A 21,285-nucleotide genomic window follows, 5' to 3' on the forward strand; every position below is an offset into this window, starting at 1 on the left:
CTCCACGTTCGATTAGCTGGGCGGGTTGGCAAGCATGTAGTATAACTACAAGAAAGCTACATCCCGGCACGCCGATCATAACCGAGTCCAGCCCGTGAATCTGTTGCAACATATCGACCAATCGCGGCACCTGCTGCGCAAATCGGAACTCAAAGTGGCCGACCATGTGCTGCTCGATCCGGCTGCCGTCATGCACAGCTCGATGGCCGACCTGGCGCACAGCGTGGGGATCAGCGAACCGACCATCGTGCGCTTCTGCCGGGCGATCGGTTGCTCGGGCTTCCAGGATCTCAAGCTCAAGCTGGCGCAAAGCCTGGCTGCCGGCGCCAGCTTCGGTCAGTTCGCCATCCATGAAGACGACTCGGTCGCCGACTACAGCCTGAAAATCTTCGACACCACCCTGCATACCTTGATGGAAGTGCGCGAGCACCTCGATCCGCAAGCCTTGCAGCAGGCGGTGACGGCCATGGCCCAGGCCCAGCGCGTGGAGTTCTACGGTTTTGGTGCCTCGGGCGCGGTCGCGGCGGATGCGCAGCACAAGTTCTTCCGCCTGCTGCTCAGCGCGGCGGCCTATTCCGATCCGCACATGCAGGCAATGTCGGCTGTCACGCTCAAGCCGGGTGATGTGGCGGTGTGCATTTCCCAGTCGGGGCGCTCGAAGGACCTGCTGATCACCGCCAACCTGGTGCGCGAGAGCGGTGCCAACTTGATCACCCTGTGCCCGAGCCAGACACCGCTGGCCGAGCTGTCGACGGTAAACCTGGCCATCGACGTGCATGAGGACACCGAAATCTACACGCCGCTGACCTCGCGCATCGCCCACCTGGTGGTGATCGACGTGCTGGCCATGGGTGTGGCCATGGCCCGCGGGCCGAGCCTGGTCAACCACCTCAAGAGCGTGAAGCGCAGCTTGCGCAGCCTGCGCCTGTCGCCCAAGTCGATCAAGGCGACCGACGACTGATTCGAGGCTGTGCTCGCATGGGGGCGGGCTGTCCCGCGCCCATGCAGATTTCATCATTTCGTCACCAATCCACCGCCAAACCGTAAACCACCGAAGCCAGTCTGAAACTCCCCGCATCCTTTCTGGGAGACAGGCAATGGCACGTGATCACGACGGTGTGTACCAACCCAACGCCAAGGCTCGCAAGCAGCAGGAAAAGGATCAGCGCCGCATGGAGTACCGCCGCGCGATCGAATGCTACTGCGACCAGCGCCAGTTGCTGCGCGAACTGGCCGACTACCCCGACCTGCAGGACCTCACGGTGTGGCAGGTATCGGCGGCAACTTCCCCGAGAAACGCTCAACAAGCCCGCTGATCATTGCACGTTCGCTGCGGATGAACGCTTGAAACGCCAGGGCCACCGGCGATTGCCGCTTGCTCCGGGACTGCACCAGGCACCAGCTGCGGTACAACGGCAGTTCTTCCACCGGCAACTCCCTGAGCATGCCGGTGGCCAGTTCCATGTTGACCGCATGACGGGTCAGCAGGGCAATGCCCAGCCCGGCCACCACGCATTCGCGCTGGGCATCGGTGGAGGCCACCTCGAGGGTCTGGGTGAAATGCACGCGCTTGTCCTTGAAAAACTCCTCGCAGGCCTTGCGGGTGCCCGAACCCTGTTCACGGATCAGCAAGGTGTGCGGCTCGAGATCCTGCAGGCGCAGGCTGTCCGGCTTGCACAACGGGTGTTGCGGCGGTGCCACGGCGATGATCGGGTTGTTCAGGAAAGGCAGGAACTCGAGGCCCATGTCCTGGGGCACCATGGACATGATGACCAGGTCGTCGCGGTTGTCCGACAGGCGCCTGATCGCCTGGGCACGGTTGACCACCGTCAAGGTGAGGTTGACCTCCGGGTGGCGCTGCTTGAAGGCGGCGAACAGGTGTGGAACGAAGTACTTGGCGCTGGATTCGATCGCCAGTTTCAGCTGCCCCTGCAGTGAGCCCTGCATGTCCGACAGCTGCATGTCGAGGTTCTCCAGGCGCCCGAAGATATCCCGGCTGGCGCGTTGCAGCGCTTCGGCGGCCTCGGTGAGGTAAAGCTTCTTGCCGACATACTCGAACAGCGGCTGGCCAACCAGCTCTTCGAGCTGGCGGATCTGTAGACTAACGGCGGGTTGCGTCAGCGCCATCTCCTCGGCCGCCCGGCTGTAGGAGCGCAAATCACACACTTCGTTGAAGATCTGCAGCTGACGTAAAGTCATACGCATCAATGACTTGCGCATTTTTTGCGGTGCTCCGGCAAAACCTTGTTACCCAACTATAAGCTTTTGCTTATGCTGCCTCTAACAAATATTGATTTTTGTTTATCGACCTTCAGCGCTAGGGTGAATATGCGACTGGCCAGCGACGTCTGGTCACGCGCCGACCGGTAGAACCGGATCGTCTGTTCCTACGGCTTTGGGAAGACTCCAGTGATAACAAAAATCCTGATCGCCAACCGGGGTGAGATTGCAGTACGGATCGTGCGTGCCTGCGCCGAGATGGGCATTCGCTCCGTGGCGATCTACTCCGACGCCGACCGCCACGCCTTGCACGTCAAGCGCGCCGACGAGGCCTACAGCATCGGTGCCGAGCCCCTGGCCGGCTACCTGAACCCGCGCAAGCTGGTGAACCTTGCTGTCGAGACCGGCTGCGATGCCTTGCATCCCGGCTACGGTTTCCTGTCGGAAAACGCCGAACTGGCGGAGATCTGCGCCGAACGCGGAATCAAGTTCATTGGCCCGGCCGCCGATGTCATTCGCCGCATGGGTGACAAGACCGAAGCGCGCCGCACCATGATCGCGGCCGGCGTGCCGGTCACCCCCGGCACCGAAGGCAACGTCGCCGATATTCATGAAGCCCTGCAGGAAGGCGACCGCATCGGTTACCCGGTGATGCTCAAGGCCACCTCCGGTGGCGGCGGGCGCGGCATTCGCCGCTGCAACAGCCGCGAGGAACTGGAACAGAACTTCCCCCGGGTGATTTCCGAGGCCACCAAGGCCTTCGGCTCGGCGGAAGTGTTCCTGGAAAAGTGCATCGTCAATCCCAAGCACATCGAGGCGCAGATTCTCGGTGACAGCTTCGGCAACGTGGTGCACCTGTTCGAGCGCGACTGCTCGATCCAGCGCCGCAACCAGAAACTCATCGAGATCGCCCCGAGCCCGCAGCTGACCCCTGAGCAGCGTGCCTACATCGGCGACCTGGCCGTGCGCGCGGCCAAGGCGGTGGACTACGAGAACGCCGGTACCGTGGAGTTCCTGCTCGCCGATGGCGAGGTGTACTTCATGGAGATGAACACCCGGGTGCAGGTGGAACACACCATCACCGAGGAAATCACCGGCATCGACATCGTCCGCGAGCAGATCCGCATCGCCTCCGGCCTGCCGCTGTCGATCAAGCAGGAAGACATCCAGCACCGCGGCTTTGCCTTGCAGTTTCGCATCAACGCCGAAGACCCGAAGAACAACTTCCTGCCCAGCTTCGGCAAGATCACCCGCTACTACGCCCCGGGCGGCCCGGGTGTGCGTACCGACACGGCGATCTACACCGGCTACACCATTCCCCCGTTCTACGACTCCATGTGCCTGAAACTGGTGGTCTGGGCGTTGACCTGGGAAGAAGCCATGGACCGCGGCCTGCGGGCCCTGGACGACATGCGCCTGCAGGGGGTCAAGACCACTGCCGCGTACTACCAGGAAATCCTGCGCAACCCGGAATTCCGTAGCGGCCAGTTCAACACCAGCTTCGTCGAAAGCCATCCTGAACTGACCAACTACTCGATCAAGCGCAAACCCGAAGAGCTGGCCCTGGCCATCGCCGCCGCCATCGCCGCCCACGCAGGCCTGTGAGGAACCGAATAATGTCCAAGAAAATCTTTGTTACCGACACGATCCTGCGCGACGCCCACCAGTCCCTGCTGGCCACCCGTATGCGCACCGAAGACATGCTGCCGATCTGCGACAAGCTCGACAAGGTCGGCTACTGGTCGCTGGAAGTCTGGGGCGGCGCCACCTTCGACGCCTGCGTGCGCTTCCTCAAGGAAGACCCGTGGGAGCGCCTGCGCAAGCTGCGTGCCGCGCTGCCCAACACCCGCCTGCAGATGCTCCTGCGTGGGCAGAACCTGCTGGGCTACCGCCATTACAGCGACGACGTGGTCAAGGCCTTCGTGGCCAAGGCCGCGGTCAATGGCATCGACGTGTTCCGCATCTTCGACGCCATGAACGATGTGCGTAACCTGCGCGTGGCCATCGAGGCGGTGAAAGCCGCCGGCAAGCACGCCCAGGGCACCATCGCCTACACCACCAGCCCGGTGCATACCGTCGATGCCTTCGTGCAGCAGGCCAAGCAGATGGAAGCCATGGGTTGCGACTCGGTGGCGATCAAGGACATGGCTGGCCTGTTGACCCCGTTCGCCACTGGCGAGTTGGTCAAGGCACTGAAAGCCGAGCAGTCATTGCCGGTGTTCATCCACTCCCACGACACCGCCGGCCTGGCCGCGATGTGCCAGCTCAAGGCCGTCGAGAACGGCGTCGACCATATCGACACCGCGATCTCCAGCTTCGCCTGGGGCACCAGCCACCCGGGCACCGAGTCGATGGTCGCCGCGCTCAAGGGCAGCGAGTTCGACACCGGCCTGGACCTCCAGCTACTGCAGGAGATCGGCCTGTACTTCTACGCCGTGCGCAAGAAGTACCACCAGTTCGAAAGCGAGTTCACCGCCGTGGACACCCGCGTGCAGGTCAACCAGGTACCGGGCGGGATGATTTCCAACCTGGCCAACCAGCTCAAGGAGCAGGGCGCGCTCAACCGCATGAACGAGGTGCTGGCAGAGATCCCGCGGGTGCGCGAAGACCTTGGTTTCCCGCCGCTGGTGACCCCGACCTCGCAGATCGTCGGCACCCAGGCGTTCTTCAACGTGCTGGCCGGCGAGCGCTACAAGACCATCACCAATGAAGTGAAGCTGTACCTGCAAGGCGGCTACGGCAAAGCCCCCGGTGTGGTCAACGAGCAACTGCGCCGTCAGGCGATCGGCAGCGAGGACGTGATCGACGTACGCCCAGCCGACCTGCTCAAGCCGGAAATGGCCAAGCTGCGCGCCGACATCGGCAGCCTCGCGCACTCCGAGGAAGACGTGCTGACCTTCGCCATGTTCCCCGACATCGGCCGCAAGTTCCTCGAGGAGCGTGAAGCCGGCACCCTCAAGCCAGAAGCCTTGCTGCCGATTCCGGAAGCCGGCGCGGTGGGGGCGGTGGGCGGTGAAGGCGTGCCGACCGAGTTCGTCATCGATGTCCACGGTGAAACCTACCGCGTCGATATCACCGGTGTGGGCGTGAAGGCCGAAGGCAAGCGCCACTTCTACCTGTCCATCGACGGCATGCCGGAAGAAGTGGTGTTCGAGCCGCTCAACGAATTCGTCGGCGGTGGCGGCAGCAAGCGCAAGCAGGCCAGCGCGCCGGGCCACGTCAGCACCAGCATGCCGGGCAACATCGTCGATGTGCTGGTCAAGGAAGGCGACGTGGTCAAGGCCGGCCAGGCGGTGCTGATCACCGAGGCGATGAAGATGGAGACCGAAGTCCAGGCGGCGATCGCCGGCAAGGTCGTGGCCATTCACGTGGCCAAGGGCGACCGGGTGACCCCGGGTGAAATCCTGATCGAGATCGAAGGCTGACAGAAGCCTTCATCTACAAGCGGTTAACCTCTGGGGAGCGGATGCTCCCCTTTTTTTGTCATTCAATCTGCACTATTTTGCAGAATTAGATGTAGGACTCTATGATTTATGCGTTTTAATGCAGATAATTTATTGAGCCTCTGTAAAAATCTGCACTATGCTGCATATCGAATGAATGGTTGACCCGTTCACATGCAGTCAATCACAGGCGGCCCATGCACAGACTTACGCTCCAGCTCCATGACGACGGCAAGTGGCAGGACGCCCTGGCAATGACCTTCGCACAGCCGGAGCACAGCCTCGCCAGCCCTTGCGAGTTTGGCTACCTGTCCGACTACGTCAGGGCGAATCCAGATGGCTATGACAGCCTGTTCTGCCAAGCGGCGAGTGCAAGGCTGCCGGTGGATTTTGGCAGCCATCGCCTGCTCCACGCCCCTGCATTCCTTTACGACATCGCCCCTGCCGGTGCCGCCAAACGCTTCCTGCTCAAGCATATTGGCCGCGAGAGGCCGGCTGGCATGGGAGAGGACCTGTTTCTGCTTGCGCGCTCCACCCCGGCGCCGATTGGTAACCTGCGCATCAAGGAGTCCTTCGAGCAACTGGATCTGGCAAACCCCATCGGTTTTATCCGCGAGGATGTCGTTTCCCGGGATCAGCGCTTTCTCGAGTACGCCTATGAGCAGGGAGCGGCCATTGGCGGTGCGACCGGTGCTGGCGGTGAAGCGCCGAAGCTGTTGATGACAGAGGACGAAAGCGGGCAGTTGTACCCGGATGCCGTGCTTGCCGACGAGCACGCCCGCCGTCACTGGTTCATCAAGTTCGCCAGAAACCAGGCACTGGTCGATGACCAGGAGATTCTGCGAGCCGAGCACCTCTACTACAAAGCCTTGCAGCGTTTAGGTATTGATACGGTAGCCAGTGAACACATGGCGTTGGAGGAGGGCCGCAAGCCCAGCCTCTGGATGGAGCGCTTCGATCGTCAGGTGTCCGCAGAGGGAGTGCAGCGCCTTGCTGTGGAGTCGATCTACTCGTTGTGCGGTGTAACCGAGCCCGGCAGCCGCATGGGCCACCTGGAGGTGATCGATACCCTTGCCGCGCTATGGCGTGAGGCCGGGCAGTCGGATCAAGTGCCTGGGCTGATTGCGGACTACCTGCGCCGCGACCTGATCAACAAGATCCTGGGCAACGCCGACAACCATGGACGCAATACTGCCATCATCCGCACCCGCGATGCGGTGCGTATGGCGCCAATCTATGACCTTGCGCCGATGGTGATGGATCAGGAGGGGGTAACCCGGACAACCAAATGGCCAGCGACGATCGAGCGGGCTGGTGAAATCGACTGGTTGTCGGTGTGCAACGCCCTGGCTACGTTCATGGACCCGGAGCAGGCGTACCAGCGTTTGCGCGAGGATGCCCGCCAGTTACTGGCATTGCCCGATATCCTGAGCGAGATGGGGTTGGCAAGCCGGGTCATGAATCACCCGGCGATTGCGCTGGGCAAGCTTGAGCGGCGGATGGCCGAGTGGGGGTTGGCATGACGGTATCCATCGATGCTCGCGGGTTGTTGATCGACGGTGTGCGTGAAGGCATCGCCGACGGCAGCCTGGAGCTTGGCGCAGCGGTCAGGCGGCTGCGTACGGAAGTGGCGAAGATGCAGCAGACCCAGTTTGCGCGGATGTGCAAGATTTCGGTCCGCACATTGATCCAGATCGAACAGGGGGAGGGCAACCCTACGCTCAAATCGCTGAACGCGGTTTTCAAGCCGTTCGGGCTGCAGATGGGTGTGGTCACGCGTCAACGTCAGATCAGATGATGGCCTTGTGGGACAAGTCTGCTCCCACGCATTACCGTGGGAGCCTGCCCCGCGATGAGATCAGCCCAGGCGACAGGCCTCCAGCGTCCTCACCTGACCTTCAGGTTGTTGGTTATCCACGCTCAACCAGCGCTCGAACCCCACCGCCACCGCCGGCCATTCGGCGTCGGTAATCGAATACCAGGTCGTATCCCGGTTGCGGTCCTTGACCACCATGTGGTTGCGGAACACGCCCTCGAACACAAAACCGAACCGCTCTGCCGCGCGCTTGGAGCGGGCATTGGCGTCGTTGCACTTCCATTCCAGCCGGCGATTGCCCAGCTCGAAGCCCAGCTTGCTCAAAAGGTAAACCGCCTCGGTGCCCTTGGGTGTGCGTTGCATGGCGGCGCCGAAGGCGATGTGGCCAATCTCGAAGCGGCCCTGTTCGGGGACAATCGACATGTAGCTGAGGATGCCTTGTACCTGGCCGTTGGCGCGGTCGATCACACTGTAGAACAGCGGGTCGCGGCTGGCGGCGTTGCCTTCCAGCCAGCGGTCGAAGCTGGCGCGCTCAGCAAACGGGCCGTAGGGCAGGTAGTCCCATAGCGCTGGGTCCGAGCCCGGACCTTGCAGTACTTCCCAAAGGTCGTTGCCATGGCGCGCCGGGTCAAGCTTCTCCAGGCGGATGAAACGGCCTTCGATGGGCTCGGCCTTGGGCGTGCCGGCGGGTTTCCAGTTCAATGCGTCGTTCATGTGCGGCCTACAGTGCTTTGCGGAATTGGATGAAACCCGGCCGCTCGGCGACCTGCTCGTACAAGCTGATGGCGGTGGCGTTGGTCTCGTGGGTCAGCCAGTGCACCTTGATGCAGCCGGCGGCCTTGGCCGTGGCGTAGACATGCTCGATGAGCTGCCGACCGATGCCCAGGCCACGTACTTCACTGTCCACGTAGAGGTCCTGCAAGTAGCAGGAGTTCTCGATGCTCCAGTTGGAACGATGGTAGATGAAGTTGACCATCCCCACTGCCTTGCCATCGACCCAGGCCAACGTCGAGTGGGTCGGCTCGTTCGCATCGAGCAGGCGTTGCCAGGTGCTGGTGTTGACTGCGTCGGGCAGTTCGGCCTGGTAGAAGCGCAGGTAGGCCTGCCACAAGGGTAGCCAGGCGGCGTGGTCGTTGGCGCCCACCGGGCGCAGGGTGATGCTGGTCATGGGCCTTTCCTTCAGAGGTCGCGCATGTGCGCGGCGAGTTGGTTATCCACAGGGTCGGCGCTGGCGGCCAGGCCTTCGCGGACCCCGGCGATGTCTTGCGCCGAACGGTTCTGGCTGAGCTTGCGTGCGCCTTGCAGGCGGGCGATCGGCAGGCGGATACCGACGATGGCGCGGAGCATGCCGTCAAGGTAGTCAGCCGGAGCATCGGTGACGCTCCACGGTGCTGCGCGGCCTTGCTCATGGCGATCGGTCAGGCGGCCGACGATGTCCAGCAATTGTGTTGGCTCGTGGATCACCTCCACCGGGCCCCAGGCATGCACCGCCATGTAGTTCCAGGTGGGCACCACCTTGGGGTTGTCCGCCTTGCTCGGGTAGTAGCCGGGGCTGACATAGGCGTCGGCGCCGGGGAATACCAGCAAGGCTTCAGCGCCTTGTGCCAGGTCCTGCCACTGCTGGTTGGCCCTGGCGAGGTGGCCGTAGACCGTGCCGAATTCGCCCTCGCCGGTGGCGACCAGCACGGGCAGATGGGTGGCCAACATCCCGTGCTCACCGTGGCTGACGAGCGTTGCCAGGCGGGTGTGCAGCATGTGCTGGTGCAGGCGGGCAAGGTCATGTTCCTGATGCGGTTTGCTGTTGTACATGCCGGTGTTCCTTGTGCTGTGGCTTCATCCTAGGCAGGCTATTGGCTCTGTGTAAGAGCCATTCGTGACTGTTTTTATAGGTCCAATACCATGAGCGAACGTACCCACGCGTTGCCTTTCGATCCGGCAGGGATCGTCCTGGACCGCCGTCGCGGGCTCAGCCAGCAGCTTTACCAGGCCTTGCGCGCGCGCGTGCTGGATGGGCGCCTGGAAGGCGGCACTCGGCTGCCGGCCACCCGTGACCTTGCGGCGGTGCTGGCGTTGTCGCGCAACAGCGTGGTGCGTGCCTATGACCAGTTGTATGCCGAGGGCTTTATCGAAAGCCGGGTAGGCGATGGCACTTATGTAAGCCGCCTGGGAAAACTATCCACACAACTGTCCACAGGGTTATCCCTAGGGTTATCAACAGACTTATCCACATTTGAAGCGTCTAATACTGAGGATTTATCCAGTTTTGCACTGTGCAGCGAGCCGTTGTTGCGTCTGAAAAAGCACCATCTGCCGCCGCCCAAAGGCGATGCACCGAGGGCTTTCAGGGTTGGCCTGCCAGCATTCGACCTGTTTCCTTTTGAGGTCTGGGCCAAGCTGCAAGCGGGTTTCTGGCGAAACCCCGGCCCGGCGCTGCTCGGCTATGGCGACCCGGCAGGGGAGCTGCCGTTGCGTGAATTGATCGCCACCTATCTGCGTCGGTCGCGGGGGCTTTCCTGCAGTGCTGAACAAATTGTGATCACCAGTGGTGCGCAGCAGGCGATCAGCCTTTGTGCACAGTTGCTTTTGCAGCCTGGTGACGGGGTGGCTGTGGAAAACCCGGGCTACCGCGCTGCCGGGCACGCCTTCGCCCTGGCGGGGGCGAGGGTCAGGGGCGTGCCGGTAGATGAAGAGGGCATGAACTGTGCGCGCCTGGACGAGCTGCCGGATTGCAGGCTGGCTTACGTGACCCCGGCTCACCAGTACCCCACCGGTGTGACCATGAGCCTGGCCAGGCGTCTGGCGTTGCTGGCCTGGGCCGAGCGCGAGGACGGTTGGGTCATTGAGGACGATTACGATGGCGAGTACCGCTACAGTGGTGCGCCTTTGGCACCGCTGGCGGCATTGGATCGGCAGGGCCGGGTGCTGTACGTGGGAACGTTCGGCAAGATCGCCTTTCCGGCTTTGCGGCTGGGTTACCTGGTGCTGCCCAGACGCCTGGTGCGGGCATTCAGCCAGGCCAAGGCACTGGCGGTGCGGCACTCGGAAGTCGGCACGCAATGTGTCATGGCGCAGTTCATGGCCCAAGGGCATTTCCAGCGACATATCCGCCGTATGCGCCGGGCGGCGCTGGCCCGCAGGAATGTGCTGAAGGCCGGTTGGCCCGTGGAGGTACCGGGGCTGGGGGCCATGCCAGACGTCGCAGCGGGGCTTCATGTGAAGGTGGCTGTGGATAACTTGGCGCGGGAGCAGGAGCTGGTGGCGCGGGCGGAGGCGGTGGGGGTGGAGCTCACTCCGCTGAGCAGCTACTGGCTGGAGGACAGCGCGGAGCCTGTGGATACCAGGGCAGGGCTGGTACTGGGATTCGCGGCAGTGCCAGAAAGGGAGATTGCGCAGGCTTTGATGCGCCTGCGCAAGGCCTGGCGAGATTGAATGGGGCTGCTCTGCAGCCCCAAAAACATCAGGTCCCCGACTTGATCCTGGTCCAGGCCCGCGTCCGCGCCCGCTCGGCATCCCGTGGCAACGGCTTGAGCGTGTACAACTTGGCCATTGCCTCCGCCGTTGGGTACAGGTTCGGATTGTTGCGGATCGCCGGGCTGACCTTGTCGGTCGCATCCTTGTTCGGGTTCGGGTAGCCGACGAAGTCGCTGATCGGTGCGATCACTTCTGGTCGCAACAGGTAGTTGATGAATGTGTGGGCATCTTCAGGGTTGGCGGCGTTCTTGGGGATCGCCAGCATGTCGAACCAGATCGGCGCGCCTTCCTTCGGCAGGCGCATGTCCACCACCACGCCGTTCTTCGCTTCGCGAGCCCGATTCGCGGCCTGGGAGAAACTGCCCGAGTAGCCCACCGCCACACAGATATCACCATTGGCGATGTCGGCCATGTACTTGGACGAGTGGAAGTAGGTTACATGCGGGCGAATCTTCAGCAGCAGGTCCTGGGCTTTCTGATAGTCGGCCGGCTTGCCGCTGTTGGGGTCCAGCCCCAGGTACGACAGCGCCAGCGGCAGGATCTCCGACGGCGAATCAAGCAGTGCCACGCCGCACTGCTTGAGCTTGGCAATGTTCTCTTCCTTGAAGATCAGGTCCCAGCTGTCCACCGGTGCGTCGTCGCCGAGCACCGCCTTGACCTTGGCCGGGTTGAAGCCGATCAGCACCGTGCCGTACATGTAAGGCACGGCAAACTTGTTGCCCGGGTCATTGGCCTCGATCAGCTTCATCAGAGCCGGGTCCAGATGTTGCCAGTTGGGCAGCTTCGCCCGATCGAGGGGCTGGAACACGCCGGCTTCTATCTGCTTGGCGAGGAACACGTTGGACGGCACCACCACGTCATAGCCGGAGTTGCCGGTGAGCAGCTTGGCTTCCAGTGCTTCGTTGGTGTCGAAGATGTCGTAGATCAGCTTGACCCCGCTGTCCTTCTGGAAGTCGACCAGGGTTTGCGGGGTGATGTAGTCGAACCAGTTGTATACCCGCAGGGTGCGCTGTTCGGCGTGTGCCTGGAGTGCGCCAGCGAACAGGCCGGCGGCGATGAGCGGGGCGAGCAGACGTTTGAGTCGGGTCATGTTCACGCTCCTGGCTGGGCCTGCTGGAAGCCTTCCAGCACATTGACCGCGTTGATGCCGATTTCCTCCACAGCGTAGCCGCCCTCCATCACGAACAAGGTCGGTTTGCCTAGCTGGGCGATGCGCTTGCCCATCGCCAGGTAGTCTGGACTGTCGAGCTTGAACTGGGAGATGGGGTCGTCCTTGAAGGTGTCCACGCCAAGGGAGATCACCAGCACATCGGCATCGAAGGCGGCGATGCGCTGGCAGGCGTCTTCCAGGGCTGCGCTCCAGGCTGCCCAGTCGCTGCCGGCAGGCAGTGGGTAGTTGATGTTGCAGCCCTCGCCGGCACCTTCGCCGGTTTCGTCGGCGTAGCCGAGGAAGAACGGGAACTCGTCCTGCGGGTCGCCGTGGATCGAGGCGAAGAACACGTCGTTTCGGGTATAGAAAATATCTTGCGTACCGTTGCCGTGGTGATAGTCGACGTCGAGGATGGCTACCTTGCGCCGGCCTTGGTCGATGAAGGCCTGGGCGGCAATGGCTGCGTTGTTGAGGTAGCAGTAACCCCCCATCACTTCGCCTGCGGCGTGGTGCCCTGGCGGCCGGCACAGGGCGAAGGCGGCATGGGCGCCTTGCTGGATCGCGGCCTGGGCGGTCAGGGCGACCTGGGCGGCGCTGTAGGCGGCCTGCCAGGTACCGGCGGTGATCGGTGCGCCGGCGTCGAAGCTGTAGTAGCCCAGCTCGCCGTGCAGGCCGCTGGGTTTGACCTGGCGCAGGGTGCGCGCCGGCCAAGTGAACGGCAGCAGATCACCTTCCTGGCCAAGCGCGGCCCAACGGGCCCAGGCGCCTTCGAAGAAATCCAGGTAGTCGGCGCTGTGGATGCGTTGCAGCGGCGCGCGGCCAAAGTCGACGGGGCCCTGCACGGGCCCGAGGTTGCGCTGCTTGACGCGCTCCAGGACGTGGTCGGCGCGCGATGGCATTTCGAAACAGGGCATCAGCTTGCCGTCGATGAGCTCGCAGCGGCCATGGTGCAGGCGGTGGTCATCGGAATAGATCGTCAGCACGTTGTTGTTCTCCGTATTCACTGGCGTGGAGCCATTTTTACGGACTGCCCGGTACTGGAGAACGTCGCAAACGGCCAAAAGGGGATCGATGTGGCCAAGCCGTCCGTAACCGGTCAACCGCGAAAATGGCTTGGCGCCACGCCGCTCCAGCGCTGGAAGGCATGTCGGAAGCTCGCGGTCTCGCTGAACCCCAATGTTTCGGCAATGCGGTAGATCGGCATCTGGTCCTCGGCCAGCAACTGCTTGGCCCGCTCGAAGCGCAGCTCGTCGAGGAGCTGTTGATAACTGCTGCCCAGCGCCTGCAAATGCCGGCGCAGTGTGCGCGACGAGCAGTTCATCTGCCGTGCCAAACCTTCCAGCCCAGGCGCGGCATCCAGTTGCCGCAGCAGCAGCTGGCGGATCCGCCCCAGCCAAGCTTGGCGGCCGGTGAACTCCAGGTTGAGGCGCCGGCAGCGTTCGCCCATGGCCTTGTGGGTGATCGGGTCGGCCAGGGGCAGGGGCATGTCCAGCCAGCGTCGTTCGAAGGCGAAGGCATTGTCGCTGGCGCCGAAGCCGAGCGGGCACTGGAATGCAGGGTCATAGAGCGCGTGGTAGCCCGGGCGCGGGTGTTCGAAACGCGCCGCCAGCAACGGTAGCTGGCGGCCGAGCAGGTCATCGCAGATCACTTTCAGCGACAGCAGGCAGAACTCGGCATTGAAGGCGGCCAGCCCAGGCGCGTCGTAATGGTCGCTGGCGCTGAGCCACACGCGCTGGCCATCGTCCACCAGGCGCAGCTGGAAGACTGTTCCCAGCAGTGCCGGAAAGGTCAGCGCCAGGCGCAGGGCGTCACCCAAAGTGGCACTGGAGAGCAAAGCGTAACCGAGCATGCCGTAGCACGACACGTGCATGCGCCGGCCGAGTTCCAGGCCGATGTCCTGGCGCCGGGCCACGGCGTTGGCGCAGACCTGCAGTTCCTGCTGGGTGGTGATGCGCGCATCGGCGTGGCCCAGGTCTGCGGGGCCTATGCCGCTGCCGGCGAGCATGTGCTGCGCGTCCACGCCGTCTTCCTGGAACACCTGGAGGATCAGCGAAACGGCGTTGAGGGTGGTGAGGTGGCTGTGCAGCATGCTCGGCATCCCGTTGAGCTGGGGAGCATTACCGAGCAAGTTGTGTGCCGTTCAGCAGGTGCCTGTTCCGTGCATAAAAAAAGGGCCCGTAGCATGCGCTCGGGCCCTTGAAAGGTTGAGAGGTGTCTAGTCCCTCGACCTGGTGAGACTGTTTGCAGCGGTCTGGGTTACGCCTTCAGCGGAACCAGACGGGGAGCGATCATGTTTTCCGGACGCAGGATGTCGTTGAGCATCTCTTCGTCCAGCAGCTTCTCTTCGCGCACCAGTTCCAGCACGCCGCGGCCGGTTTCCAGGGCGACGCGGGCGATACGGGTGGCGTTTTCGTAGCCGATGTACGGGTTCAGGGCGGTGACCAGGCCGATCGAGTGCTCGACCAGTTCACGGCAGCGCTGTTCGTTGGCGGTGATGCCGACGATGCAGTGCTCGCGCAGCATGTCCATGGCGCGTTGCAGCAGGCGGATCGAGTCGAAGATCTTGTAGGCGATCAGCGGTTCCATCACGTTCAGCTGCAGCTGGCCACCTTCGGCGGCGACGGTCAGGGCCAGGTCGTTGCCCATGATGGCGAACGCGACTTGGTTGACGGCCTCAGGGATAACCGGGTTGACCTTGCCTGGCATGATCGAGCTGCCTGGCTGGCGCGCCGGCAGGTTGATCTCGTTGATGCCGGTGCGTGGGCCGCTGGACAGCAGGCGCAGGTCGTTGCAGATCTTCGACAGCTTGACCGCGGTACGCTTGAGCATGCCGGAGAACAGCACGAAGGCACCCATGTCGGAGGTGGCTTCGATCAGGTCGGCAGCCGGCACCAGCGGCTGGCCGCTGATGATCGCCAGGCGCTGGACGGCCAGCATCTGGTAGCCCGGGTCGGCGTTGATGCCGGTACCGATGGCGGTGCCGCCCAGGTTGATTTCGGTCAGCAGTTCCGGAGCCAGCGAGCGCAGGCGCTGCAGGTCTTCGGTCATGGTGGTGGCGAAGGCGCGGAATTCCTGGCCCAGGGTCATCGGCACGGCGTCCTGCAGCTGGGTACGGCCCATCTTCAGTACGTGGTCGAACTCTTTACCTTTGGCAGCGAAGGCCTGGATCAGGCTGTCGAGGCTGGCAAGCAGGGCGTCGTGGCCCAGCAGCAGACCCAGACGGATCGCGGTCGGGTAGGCGTCGTTGGTCGACTGCGCCATGTTCACATCGTTGTTCGGGTGCAGGTACTGGTACTCACCCTTCTGGTGACCCATGGCCTCCAGCGCGATGTTGGCGATGACTTCGTTGGCGTTCATGTTGGTGGAAGTACCAGCACCGCCTTGAATCATGTCCACCACGAACTGCTCGTGGTAGTCGCCTTTGATCAGTCGTGCGCAGGCTGCGCTGATCGCGGCGTGCTTGGCATCGCTCAGGTGCCCCAGCTCACGGTTGGCGTCAGCAGCTGCCTGCTTGACCATCGCCAGGCCGACTACCAGTTTCGGGTAGTGTGACAGCGGAACACCGGAGAGGTGGAAGTTGTTGGCAGCGCGCAGAGTCTGGATGCCGTAGTAGGCATCGGCAGGGACTTCAAGGGTACCAAGCAGATCTTTTTCGACGCGGAACGATGCAGCGGAGGACATGATGGATATCATCTCGATTTTGACCCGGCACCTGCCGGAATGGCGCCAATGCTAGGGCTGCCCAGATTTTGCGGCCAATGCTGTTGCACGCTAACCTATGCGCAAACGGCATACGGTTTGATGTGACGCCGATTGACAATCGAGCGTGTTCCATTTTGGTGCACGCAGTGCGGAGTAGTCGATGAACCTCGAAAGCAAATGGCTGGAGGACTTCAGTGCCCTGGCCTCGACCCGCAGTTTCTCGCAAGCGGCCGAGCGCCGGTTCGTTACCCAGCCGGCGTTCAGCCGACGCATACGCAGCCTGGAAGCGGCGCTGGGCCTGACCTTGGTGAATCGTTCCCGCACGCCCATCGAGCTGACCGAGGCCGGGCAGCTGTTTCTCGTCACCGCGCGTACCGTTGTCGACCAGTTGAGCGAAGTTCTTCGCCATTTGCATCATCTCGAAGGCGGCCAGGGCGAGGTGATCCAGGTCTCGGCCGCGCACTCCTTGGCATCGGGCTTTTTCCCGCGCTGGGTGGCGCAATTGCGCAACGATGGCCTGAACATCGCCACGCGCCTGGTCGCCACCAACGTCGGTGATGCGGTGCATGCATTACGCGAAGGTGGCTGCGACCTGATGCTGGCCTTCTACGACCCGGACGCGGCGCTGCAGATGGACGCCGAGATCTTCCCGTCGCTGCACATGGGCAATACCGAAATGCTTCCAGTGTGTGCCGTGGGCCCCGACGGCAAGCCGCTGTTCGACCTGGAGGGAGAGGCCAGCGTGCCCTTGCTGGCCTACAGCGCTGGCGCCTTCCTCGGCCGGTCGGTCAACCTGCTGCTGCGCCAGCGCAACCTGCGCTATACCACTGTCTATGAAACGGCCATGGCCGACAGTCTCAAGAGCATGGCGCTCGAAGGCATGGGCATCGCCTGGGTCCCTAAACTGTCGATGCGCGGTGAACTGGAGCGTGGCGAGCTGGCGATCTGTGGCGGCAGCCAGTGGCATGTGCCGCTGGAAATCCGCCTGTATCGCTGTGCCCTGGTGCGCAAGGCCAACGTGCGCTTGCTGTGGCGCAAGCTCGAAGGCGGTTCAGTTGACCCAAAAGTCAGCCAAAGCCCCGAAAAATAAGGGCGACAGTTGGTCGCCGGGGGTGCCGTGACGGCTGTGCGTTACGGTATACTGCGCGGCCTTTCGACCGGATAGCTCCGGTCCAGATCAGCAAACAAGCCACGCCGGTCGTCCCGCGTGGCTTGTTGTTTTTTGACGCGCCTGCGGGCGCACAAGCGAAGAGGCTCGACGATGAGTGCACTGGTTGGCGTGATCATGGGCTCCAAGTCCGATTGGTCCACCCTTAGCCACACCGCCGATATGCTGGAAAAACTCGGCATTCCCTACGAAGTGAAGGTGGTTTCCGCCCACCGCACCCCGGACCTGCTGTTCCAGTACGCCGATGAGGCCGAAGGCCGCGGCATCGAAGTGATCATCGCCGGCGCCGGCGGCGCCGCCCACCTGCCGGGCATGTGCGCCGCCAAGACCCACCTGCCGGTGCTCGGTGTGCCGGTGCAGTCGTCGATGCTGTCGGGTGTCGACTCGCTGTTGTCGATCGTGCAGATGCCTGCTGGCGTCCCGGTCGCCACCCTGGCCATCGGCAAGGCCGGCGCAATCAACGCAGCCTTGCTGTCGGCGAGCATCCTCGGGGCCAAGCACCCGCAGTTCCACGCGGCGCTCAAGCAGTTCCGCACCGAGCAGACCGACACCGTGCTGGACAATCCAGACCCGCGTCAGGCTTGAGGCTGAAACCCATGAAGATCGGTGTAATCGGTGGTGGCCAGCTGGGCCGCATGCTGGCCTTGGCGGGCACCCCGCTGGGCATGAACTTCGCTTTCCTCGACCCGGCACCGGACGCCTGCGCCGCGCCGCTGGGCGAGCACCTGCGCGCCGACTACGGCGACCAGGACCACCTGCGCCAGCTGGCTGACGAAGTCGACCTGGTGACCTTCGAGTTCGAAAGCGTGCCGGCCGAGACCGTGGCCTTCCTCTCGCAGTTCGTCCCGGTCTATCCGAGCGCCGAGGCCCTGCGCATCGCCCGTGATCGCCTGTTCGAGAAGAGCATGTTCCGCGATCTGGGGATTCCCACCCCGGCCTTTGCCGACATCCTCTCGCAGGCGGACCTCGATGCCGCGGTGGCCAGCATTGGCCTGCCGGCCGTGCTCAAGACCCGCACCCTGGGTTACGACGGCAAGGGCCAGAAGGTCCTGCGCAAGCCCGAAGACGTGGTCGACACTTTCGCCGAACTGGGCAGCGTGCCGTGCCTGCTGGAAGGCTTCGTGCCGTTCACCGGCGAAGTGTCGCTGGTGGCCGTGCGCGCCCGCGACGGTGAAACCCGCTTCTACCCGCTGGTGCACAACACCCACGACAGCGGCATCCTGCGCCTGTCGGTGGCCAGCGAGGCGCACCCGTTGCAGGCCCTGGCCGAAGACTACGTCGGCCGCGTGCTGCAGAAACTCGACTACGTAGGCGTCATGGCCTTCGAGTTCTTCGAAGTGGATGGTGGCCTGAAGGCCAACGAAATCGCCCCACGTGTGCACAACTCCGGGCACTGGACCATCGAAGGCAGTGAGTGCAGCCAGTTCGAGAACCACCTGCGCGCCGTGGCCGGCCTGCCGCTGGGCTCGACCGCCAAGGTCGGCGAAAGCGCCATGCTCAACTTCATCGGCGAAGTGCCAGCAGTGGACAAGGTCGTCGCCATCGATGACTGCCACCTGCACCACTACGGCAAGGCATTCAAGGTCGGGCGCAAGGTTGGCCACGCCACCCTGCGCTGCCAGGACATGGCCACCCTGAAGGCCAAGATTGCCGAAGTAGAGGCGTTGATCGCCGGCTGATCGAACTTCTGCCGGGCATTGCCGCTCTGAGATGGCAACATGCCAAAGCGCTGACTAGGCTTTGGCATGTCTCATGTTCATCACAGAGGGATTGCCATGGGCATCATTGGAACCATCTTCATCGGCCTGATCGTCGGCCTGCTGGCGCGTTTCCTGAAACCGGGTGACGACAGCATGGGCTGGATCATGACCATTCTCCTCGGCATCGCCGGTTCCCTGGCCGCCACCTACGGCGGACAAGCCCTGGGCATCTACCAGGCCGGGCAGGCCGCGGGCTTCTTCGGGGCCCTGGTCGGCGCGATCATCCTGCTGGTGATCTACGGCTTCATCAAGAAACGCTGAATTCCCGCTAGAATGCCCGGCAATTCATCCTGAGTTGCCGAGCATTTTCATGCGTGCGTTATTCCTCATTCCCCTGTTGCTGGCCAGCGCCCTGGCCCATGCCGAACTGCCCGAGACCGACTGGCTGGAGCTGATGCCCAAGTCGGACCAGAAGGCGCTCGAGCAGATGCCCGAGATCGACCACAACTCCCCGGAAGCCCTGGGCACCTTCACCGCCAAGGGTGGGCTGAAGCAGAGCAAGGGCCTGCCGGCAGTGATGTACTCGACCAAGACCGTGGCCGCCATGAACGGCAGGCAGATCCGCCTGGGTGGGTATCCGGTGCCGCTGGAGAGCGATGCCAAAGGCAACAGCACGCTGTTTTTCCTGGTGCCGTACCCGGGGGCGTGCATCCATGTACCGCCGCCGCCACCGAACCAGCTGGTGCTGGTGCGGTATGCGAAGGGGCTGAAGATCGACGATATCTACACGCCGCTGTGGGTGACCGGTACCTTGAAGGTGGAGAAAGTCAGCAATGACTTGGCGGATGCGGCCTATGCACTGGAGGCGGGGCAGGTGAGGGTGGTGGAGGATGCGGACCTCTGAGCCTGGCAGAGCGTATCGCGGGGCAAGTCGGGTCGCCCCGCGATAGCGATTTCAGAGCGCTTCGCTACCGATCGCCACGCTCATCGCATGAGTCGCCCCTGGCTTGAGCACCACCACGTCATCCATCACATTCGCCGTCTCGATGCATAGCATGCGTTGCCAGCCATCGTCGGCCATGTCCGGCAGGTCGCGGGCGCGGTCGGTCCAGGGGTTCCAGATTACCGCGGTGCGGGAGCCGCCAGCCTGCAGGGTGATGCGTCGGTTCCAGTGCGGATCGACAATCGCCAGTCGCTCAGGCGCGTTCAGGTAGATGCGATCAGTCTCGCCCGCGAACCCCAGGTTGCCCTGTTGTTTGCGCTGTTCCCAGTTGGCCAGTGTTTCGATGTAGGCCAACCCGTCCACGCCTTCCACTTGCACCTGGCGCACATCGCTCACGGCAAAGTAGCTGTGCAGCGCCTGGCTCAGGGTAACGTCGGTATTGCCGAGGTTGTAGCTGGTGAGGGTGAGCTTCAGCTGGTCACCCAGCTCTACCAGGAGCTTGAGCTGGACCTCATGAGGCCAACCCGTCAGGTCACCCTGGGCTTCGGGCAATTCGAACTCGACCTGCAGGTGGTCGCCGTGTTCCTCGGCGCGCAACAACTGCCAGTCACGGCCACGCACCAGGCCGTGGGCGGGCGGCTGCTCGCCCTTGAACATGGCTTTGACCGAATCGGGATTGCGCTCGAAGATACCGAACCACGGCCAGCACACGGGAGCGCCGGCACGCACCGACTTGCCCTGGCGGAAGATGGCCTGGTCGCTCAGCCACAGCAGCGGTGGCTCGCCCAGGCGCTGATAGCTCAGGACCTGGGCGCCCTGCTGGGCAATCAGGAGTTCGGCATGATCGCTGGTGATGCGCCAGCAGTTGAGTTCGCCGTGCAGCTCGGTCTCGACCGTGAAGTTAGCCATTGCGTTCGTCTCATTGATTGTCTGTCAGGCCGTTGGACCCGGTGACGTGCAATGAGTTTACCGCTCGCCAGGCTCAGCGACGAGGTACGGAGCGGGTGCGACCACTGCCATCGATGGCGACGAACACGAACACTGCCTCGGTAACCTTGCGCCATTCGCTGGACAGCGGGTCGTCGCTCCATACCTCGACCATCATCTGGATCGAGCTGCGGCCGATTTCCAGGGTCTGGGTATAGAAGGACAGCTGCGCGCCCACGGCCACCGGGACCAGGAACGCCATGCGATCGATGGCTACCGTGGCCACTCGGCCTCCGGCGACGCGGCTGGCCATGGCGGTACCGGCCAGGTCCATCTGGGCGACCAGCCAGCCGCCGAAGATATCGCCGAAACCATTGGTTTCGCGCGGCAGCGCGGTGATCTGCAAGGCCAGGTCGCCTTGCGGGATAGGATCTTCTTGTTCGAGCTCAATCATGCCGTGGGGCCTCTGACCCGTGACGCTTCGTTGGTGGCGCAATAACGGACGCCGTAAAAACGATTCAGCAACACGCATACTACGCTGATTTCGCTTCAGGGGGCGGCCTCAGGGAAACTCTGCGAAACAGTCTGACAACGATGACCGACGTTTTCGCACAACATCCCTCAGGATAAGCAACCTTTTCCTACGAGCGGGCAGTATATATACCTGCACAGCCAGCGACGACCGCGCATTCATGAATATCTGTATGGATTTTGTACCGCTATGAGCGCGGCTCGGCAATTTGCT

At 63.0% G+C, this 21,285-nt stretch carries 22 protein-coding genes; 12 read left to right on the forward strand and 10 right to left on the reverse strand.

Features of this window, described 5'->3' with window-relative positions; genetic code table 11:
* Window positions 1-94: 94 nt before the first annotated feature.
* Window positions 95-961, forward strand: coding sequence for a transcriptional regulator HexR (gene hexR / locus ACODS9_RS10425; RefSeq protein WP_023630201.1), 867 nt, complete (start codon window positions 95-97; stop codon window positions 959-961).
* Between the two features lie 136 nt (window positions 962-1,097).
* Complete coding sequence (locus ACODS9_RS10430; RefSeq protein WP_081941302.1) at window positions 1,098-1,316, forward strand: PA3496 family putative envelope integrity protein; 219 nt, start codon at window positions 1,098-1,100, stop codon at window positions 1,314-1,316.
* Here ACODS9_RS10430 and ACODS9_RS10435 read toward each other — a convergent pair.
* Window positions 1,258-2,220 (reverse strand): LysR family transcriptional regulator, encoded by a 963-nt coding sequence (locus ACODS9_RS10435; RefSeq protein ID WP_401108001.1) that lies wholly within the window; start codon window positions 2,218-2,220, stop codon window positions 1,258-1,260. The two genes, ACODS9_RS10430 and ACODS9_RS10435, sit on opposite strands and share 59 nt — an antisense overlap.
* 189 nt (window positions 2,221-2,409) lie before the next feature.
* Between ACODS9_RS10435 and ACODS9_RS10440 the strand changes: the two genes are divergently transcribed.
* The 4 genes from ACODS9_RS10440 to ACODS9_RS10455 all read left to right on the forward strand — a co-directional run bounded on the left by ACODS9_RS10440 (window position 2,410) and on the right by ACODS9_RS10455 (window position 7,461).
* On the forward strand, window positions 2,410-3,825 hold the full coding sequence (locus ACODS9_RS10440; RefSeq protein WP_023630199.1) for an acetyl-CoA carboxylase biotin carboxylase subunit: 1,416 nt from the start codon (window positions 2,410-2,412) through the stop codon (window positions 3,823-3,825).
* An 11-nt stretch (window positions 3,826-3,836) separates the two neighbouring features.
* Complete coding sequence (gene oadA / locus ACODS9_RS10445; RefSeq protein ID WP_489093866.1) at window positions 3,837-5,645, forward strand: sodium-extruding oxaloacetate decarboxylase subunit alpha; 1,809 nt, start codon at window positions 3,837-3,839, stop codon at window positions 5,643-5,645.
* A 215-nt stretch (window positions 5,646-5,860) separates the two neighbouring features.
* Window positions 5,861-7,186, forward strand: coding sequence for a type II toxin-antitoxin system HipA family toxin (locus tag ACODS9_RS10450; protein WP_401107997.1), 1,326 nt, complete (start codon window positions 5,861-5,863; stop codon window positions 7,184-7,186).
* Window positions 7,183-7,461, forward strand: coding sequence for a helix-turn-helix domain-containing protein (locus tag ACODS9_RS10455; protein ID WP_401107994.1), 279 nt, complete (start codon window positions 7,183-7,185; stop codon window positions 7,459-7,461). The genes ACODS9_RS10450 and ACODS9_RS10455 overlap by 4 nt, the downstream gene beginning before the upstream one ends.
* A gap of 60 nt (window positions 7,462-7,521) precedes the next feature.
* Here ACODS9_RS10455 and ACODS9_RS10460 read toward each other — a convergent pair whose 3' ends face one another.
* The 3 genes from ACODS9_RS10460 to ACODS9_RS10470 are packed head-to-tail and all read right to left on the reverse strand — an operon-like array spanning window position 7,522 to window position 9,288.
* Entirely contained in the window at window positions 7,522-8,193 is a 672-nt protein-coding gene (locus ACODS9_RS10460; RefSeq protein ID WP_401107992.1) for a GNAT family N-acetyltransferase, read from the reverse strand.
* Window positions 8,194-8,200: 7 nt separating this feature from the next.
* Complete coding sequence (locus ACODS9_RS10465; RefSeq protein WP_489093867.1) at window positions 8,201-8,647, reverse strand: GNAT family N-acetyltransferase; 447 nt, start codon at window positions 8,645-8,647, stop codon at window positions 8,201-8,203.
* Between the two features lie 11 nt (window positions 8,648-8,658).
* Window positions 8,659-9,288, reverse strand: a complete 630-nt coding sequence (locus tag ACODS9_RS10470; protein WP_489093868.1) for an FMN-binding negative transcriptional regulator — start codon at window positions 9,286-9,288, stop codon at window positions 8,659-8,661.
* A gap of 90 nt (window positions 9,289-9,378) precedes the next feature.
* On the opposite strand from ACODS9_RS10470, the gene pdxR reads away from it, so the two are divergent.
* Complete coding sequence (pdxR, locus tag ACODS9_RS10475) at window positions 9,379-10,908, forward strand: MocR-like pyridoxine biosynthesis transcription factor PdxR (protein WP_489093869.1); 1,530 nt, start codon at window positions 9,379-9,381, stop codon at window positions 10,906-10,908.
* Between the two features lie 28 nt (window positions 10,909-10,936).
* Here pdxR and ACODS9_RS10480 read toward each other — a convergent pair whose 3' ends face one another.
* From ACODS9_RS10480 to aspA, 4 genes are all read right to left on the reverse strand, one after another.
* Window positions 10,937-12,040: an extracellular solute-binding protein gene (locus ACODS9_RS10480; RefSeq protein ID WP_046857614.1), complete on the reverse strand. Its 1,104-nt coding sequence runs from the start codon at window positions 12,038-12,040 to the stop codon at window positions 10,937-10,939.
* Window positions 12,041-12,042: 2 nt separating this feature from the next.
* Window positions 12,043-13,083: a histone deacetylase family protein gene (locus ACODS9_RS10485; RefSeq protein ID WP_401107980.1), complete on the reverse strand. Its 1,041-nt coding sequence runs from the start codon at window positions 13,081-13,083 to the stop codon at window positions 12,043-12,045.
* Between the two features lie 113 nt (window positions 13,084-13,196).
* Window positions 13,197-14,189 (reverse strand): AraC family transcriptional regulator, encoded by a 993-nt coding sequence (locus ACODS9_RS10490; RefSeq protein ID WP_046857613.1) that lies wholly within the window; start codon window positions 14,187-14,189, stop codon window positions 13,197-13,199.
* A gap of 167 nt (window positions 14,190-14,356) precedes the next feature.
* Window positions 14,357-15,781: an aspartate ammonia-lyase gene (gene aspA / locus ACODS9_RS10495; protein ID WP_031314847.1), complete on the reverse strand. Its 1,425-nt coding sequence runs from the start codon at window positions 15,779-15,781 to the stop codon at window positions 14,357-14,359.
* 181 nt (window positions 15,782-15,962) lie between these two features.
* Between aspA and ACODS9_RS10500 the strand changes: the two genes are divergently transcribed.
* The 5 genes from ACODS9_RS10500 (at window position 15,963) to ACODS9_RS10520 (ending at window position 19,574) form a co-directional block, all read left to right on the forward strand.
* Complete coding sequence (locus ACODS9_RS10500; RefSeq protein WP_401107977.1) at window positions 15,963-16,892, forward strand: LysR substrate-binding domain-containing protein; 930 nt, start codon at window positions 15,963-15,965, stop codon at window positions 16,890-16,892.
* Between the two features lie 171 nt (window positions 16,893-17,063).
* Window positions 17,064-17,555: a 5-(carboxyamino)imidazole ribonucleotide mutase gene (purE, locus tag ACODS9_RS10505; protein WP_031314848.1), complete on the forward strand. Its 492-nt coding sequence runs from the start codon at window positions 17,064-17,066 to the stop codon at window positions 17,553-17,555.
* A gap of 11 nt (window positions 17,556-17,566) precedes the next feature.
* Entirely contained in the window at window positions 17,567-18,649 is a 1,083-nt protein-coding gene (locus ACODS9_RS10510) for a 5-(carboxyamino)imidazole ribonucleotide synthase (RefSeq protein ID WP_046857612.1), read from the forward strand.
* A 96-nt stretch (window positions 18,650-18,745) separates the two neighbouring features.
* Window positions 18,746-18,991, forward strand: a complete 246-nt coding sequence (locus tag ACODS9_RS10515) for a GlsB/YeaQ/YmgE family stress response membrane protein (RefSeq protein ID WP_023629866.1) — start codon at window positions 18,746-18,748, stop codon at window positions 18,989-18,991.
* A gap of 49 nt (window positions 18,992-19,040) precedes the next feature.
* A complete protein-coding gene (locus tag ACODS9_RS10520) occupies window positions 19,041-19,574 on the forward strand; it encodes a DUF3299 domain-containing protein (RefSeq protein WP_489093870.1) in 534 nt (177 codons plus the stop codon).
* Between the two features lie 51 nt (window positions 19,575-19,625).
* Here ACODS9_RS10520 and ACODS9_RS10525 read toward each other — a convergent pair whose 3' ends face one another.
* On the reverse strand, window positions 19,626-20,522 hold the full coding sequence (locus ACODS9_RS10525; protein WP_401107972.1) for a D-hexose-6-phosphate mutarotase: 897 nt from the start codon (window positions 20,520-20,522) through the stop codon (window positions 19,626-19,628).
* A 73-nt stretch (window positions 20,523-20,595) separates the two neighbouring features.
* Window positions 20,596-20,994 carry an acyl-CoA thioesterase gene (locus ACODS9_RS10530; RefSeq protein ID WP_003253317.1) on the reverse strand — a complete coding sequence of 133 codons (399 nt, stop codon included), beginning with the start codon at window positions 20,992-20,994 and terminating at the stop codon, window positions 20,596-20,598.
* Between the last annotated feature and the right edge of the window lie 291 nt (window positions 20,995-21,285).

The organism is Pseudomonas sp. FG36 (assembly GCF_057809275.1).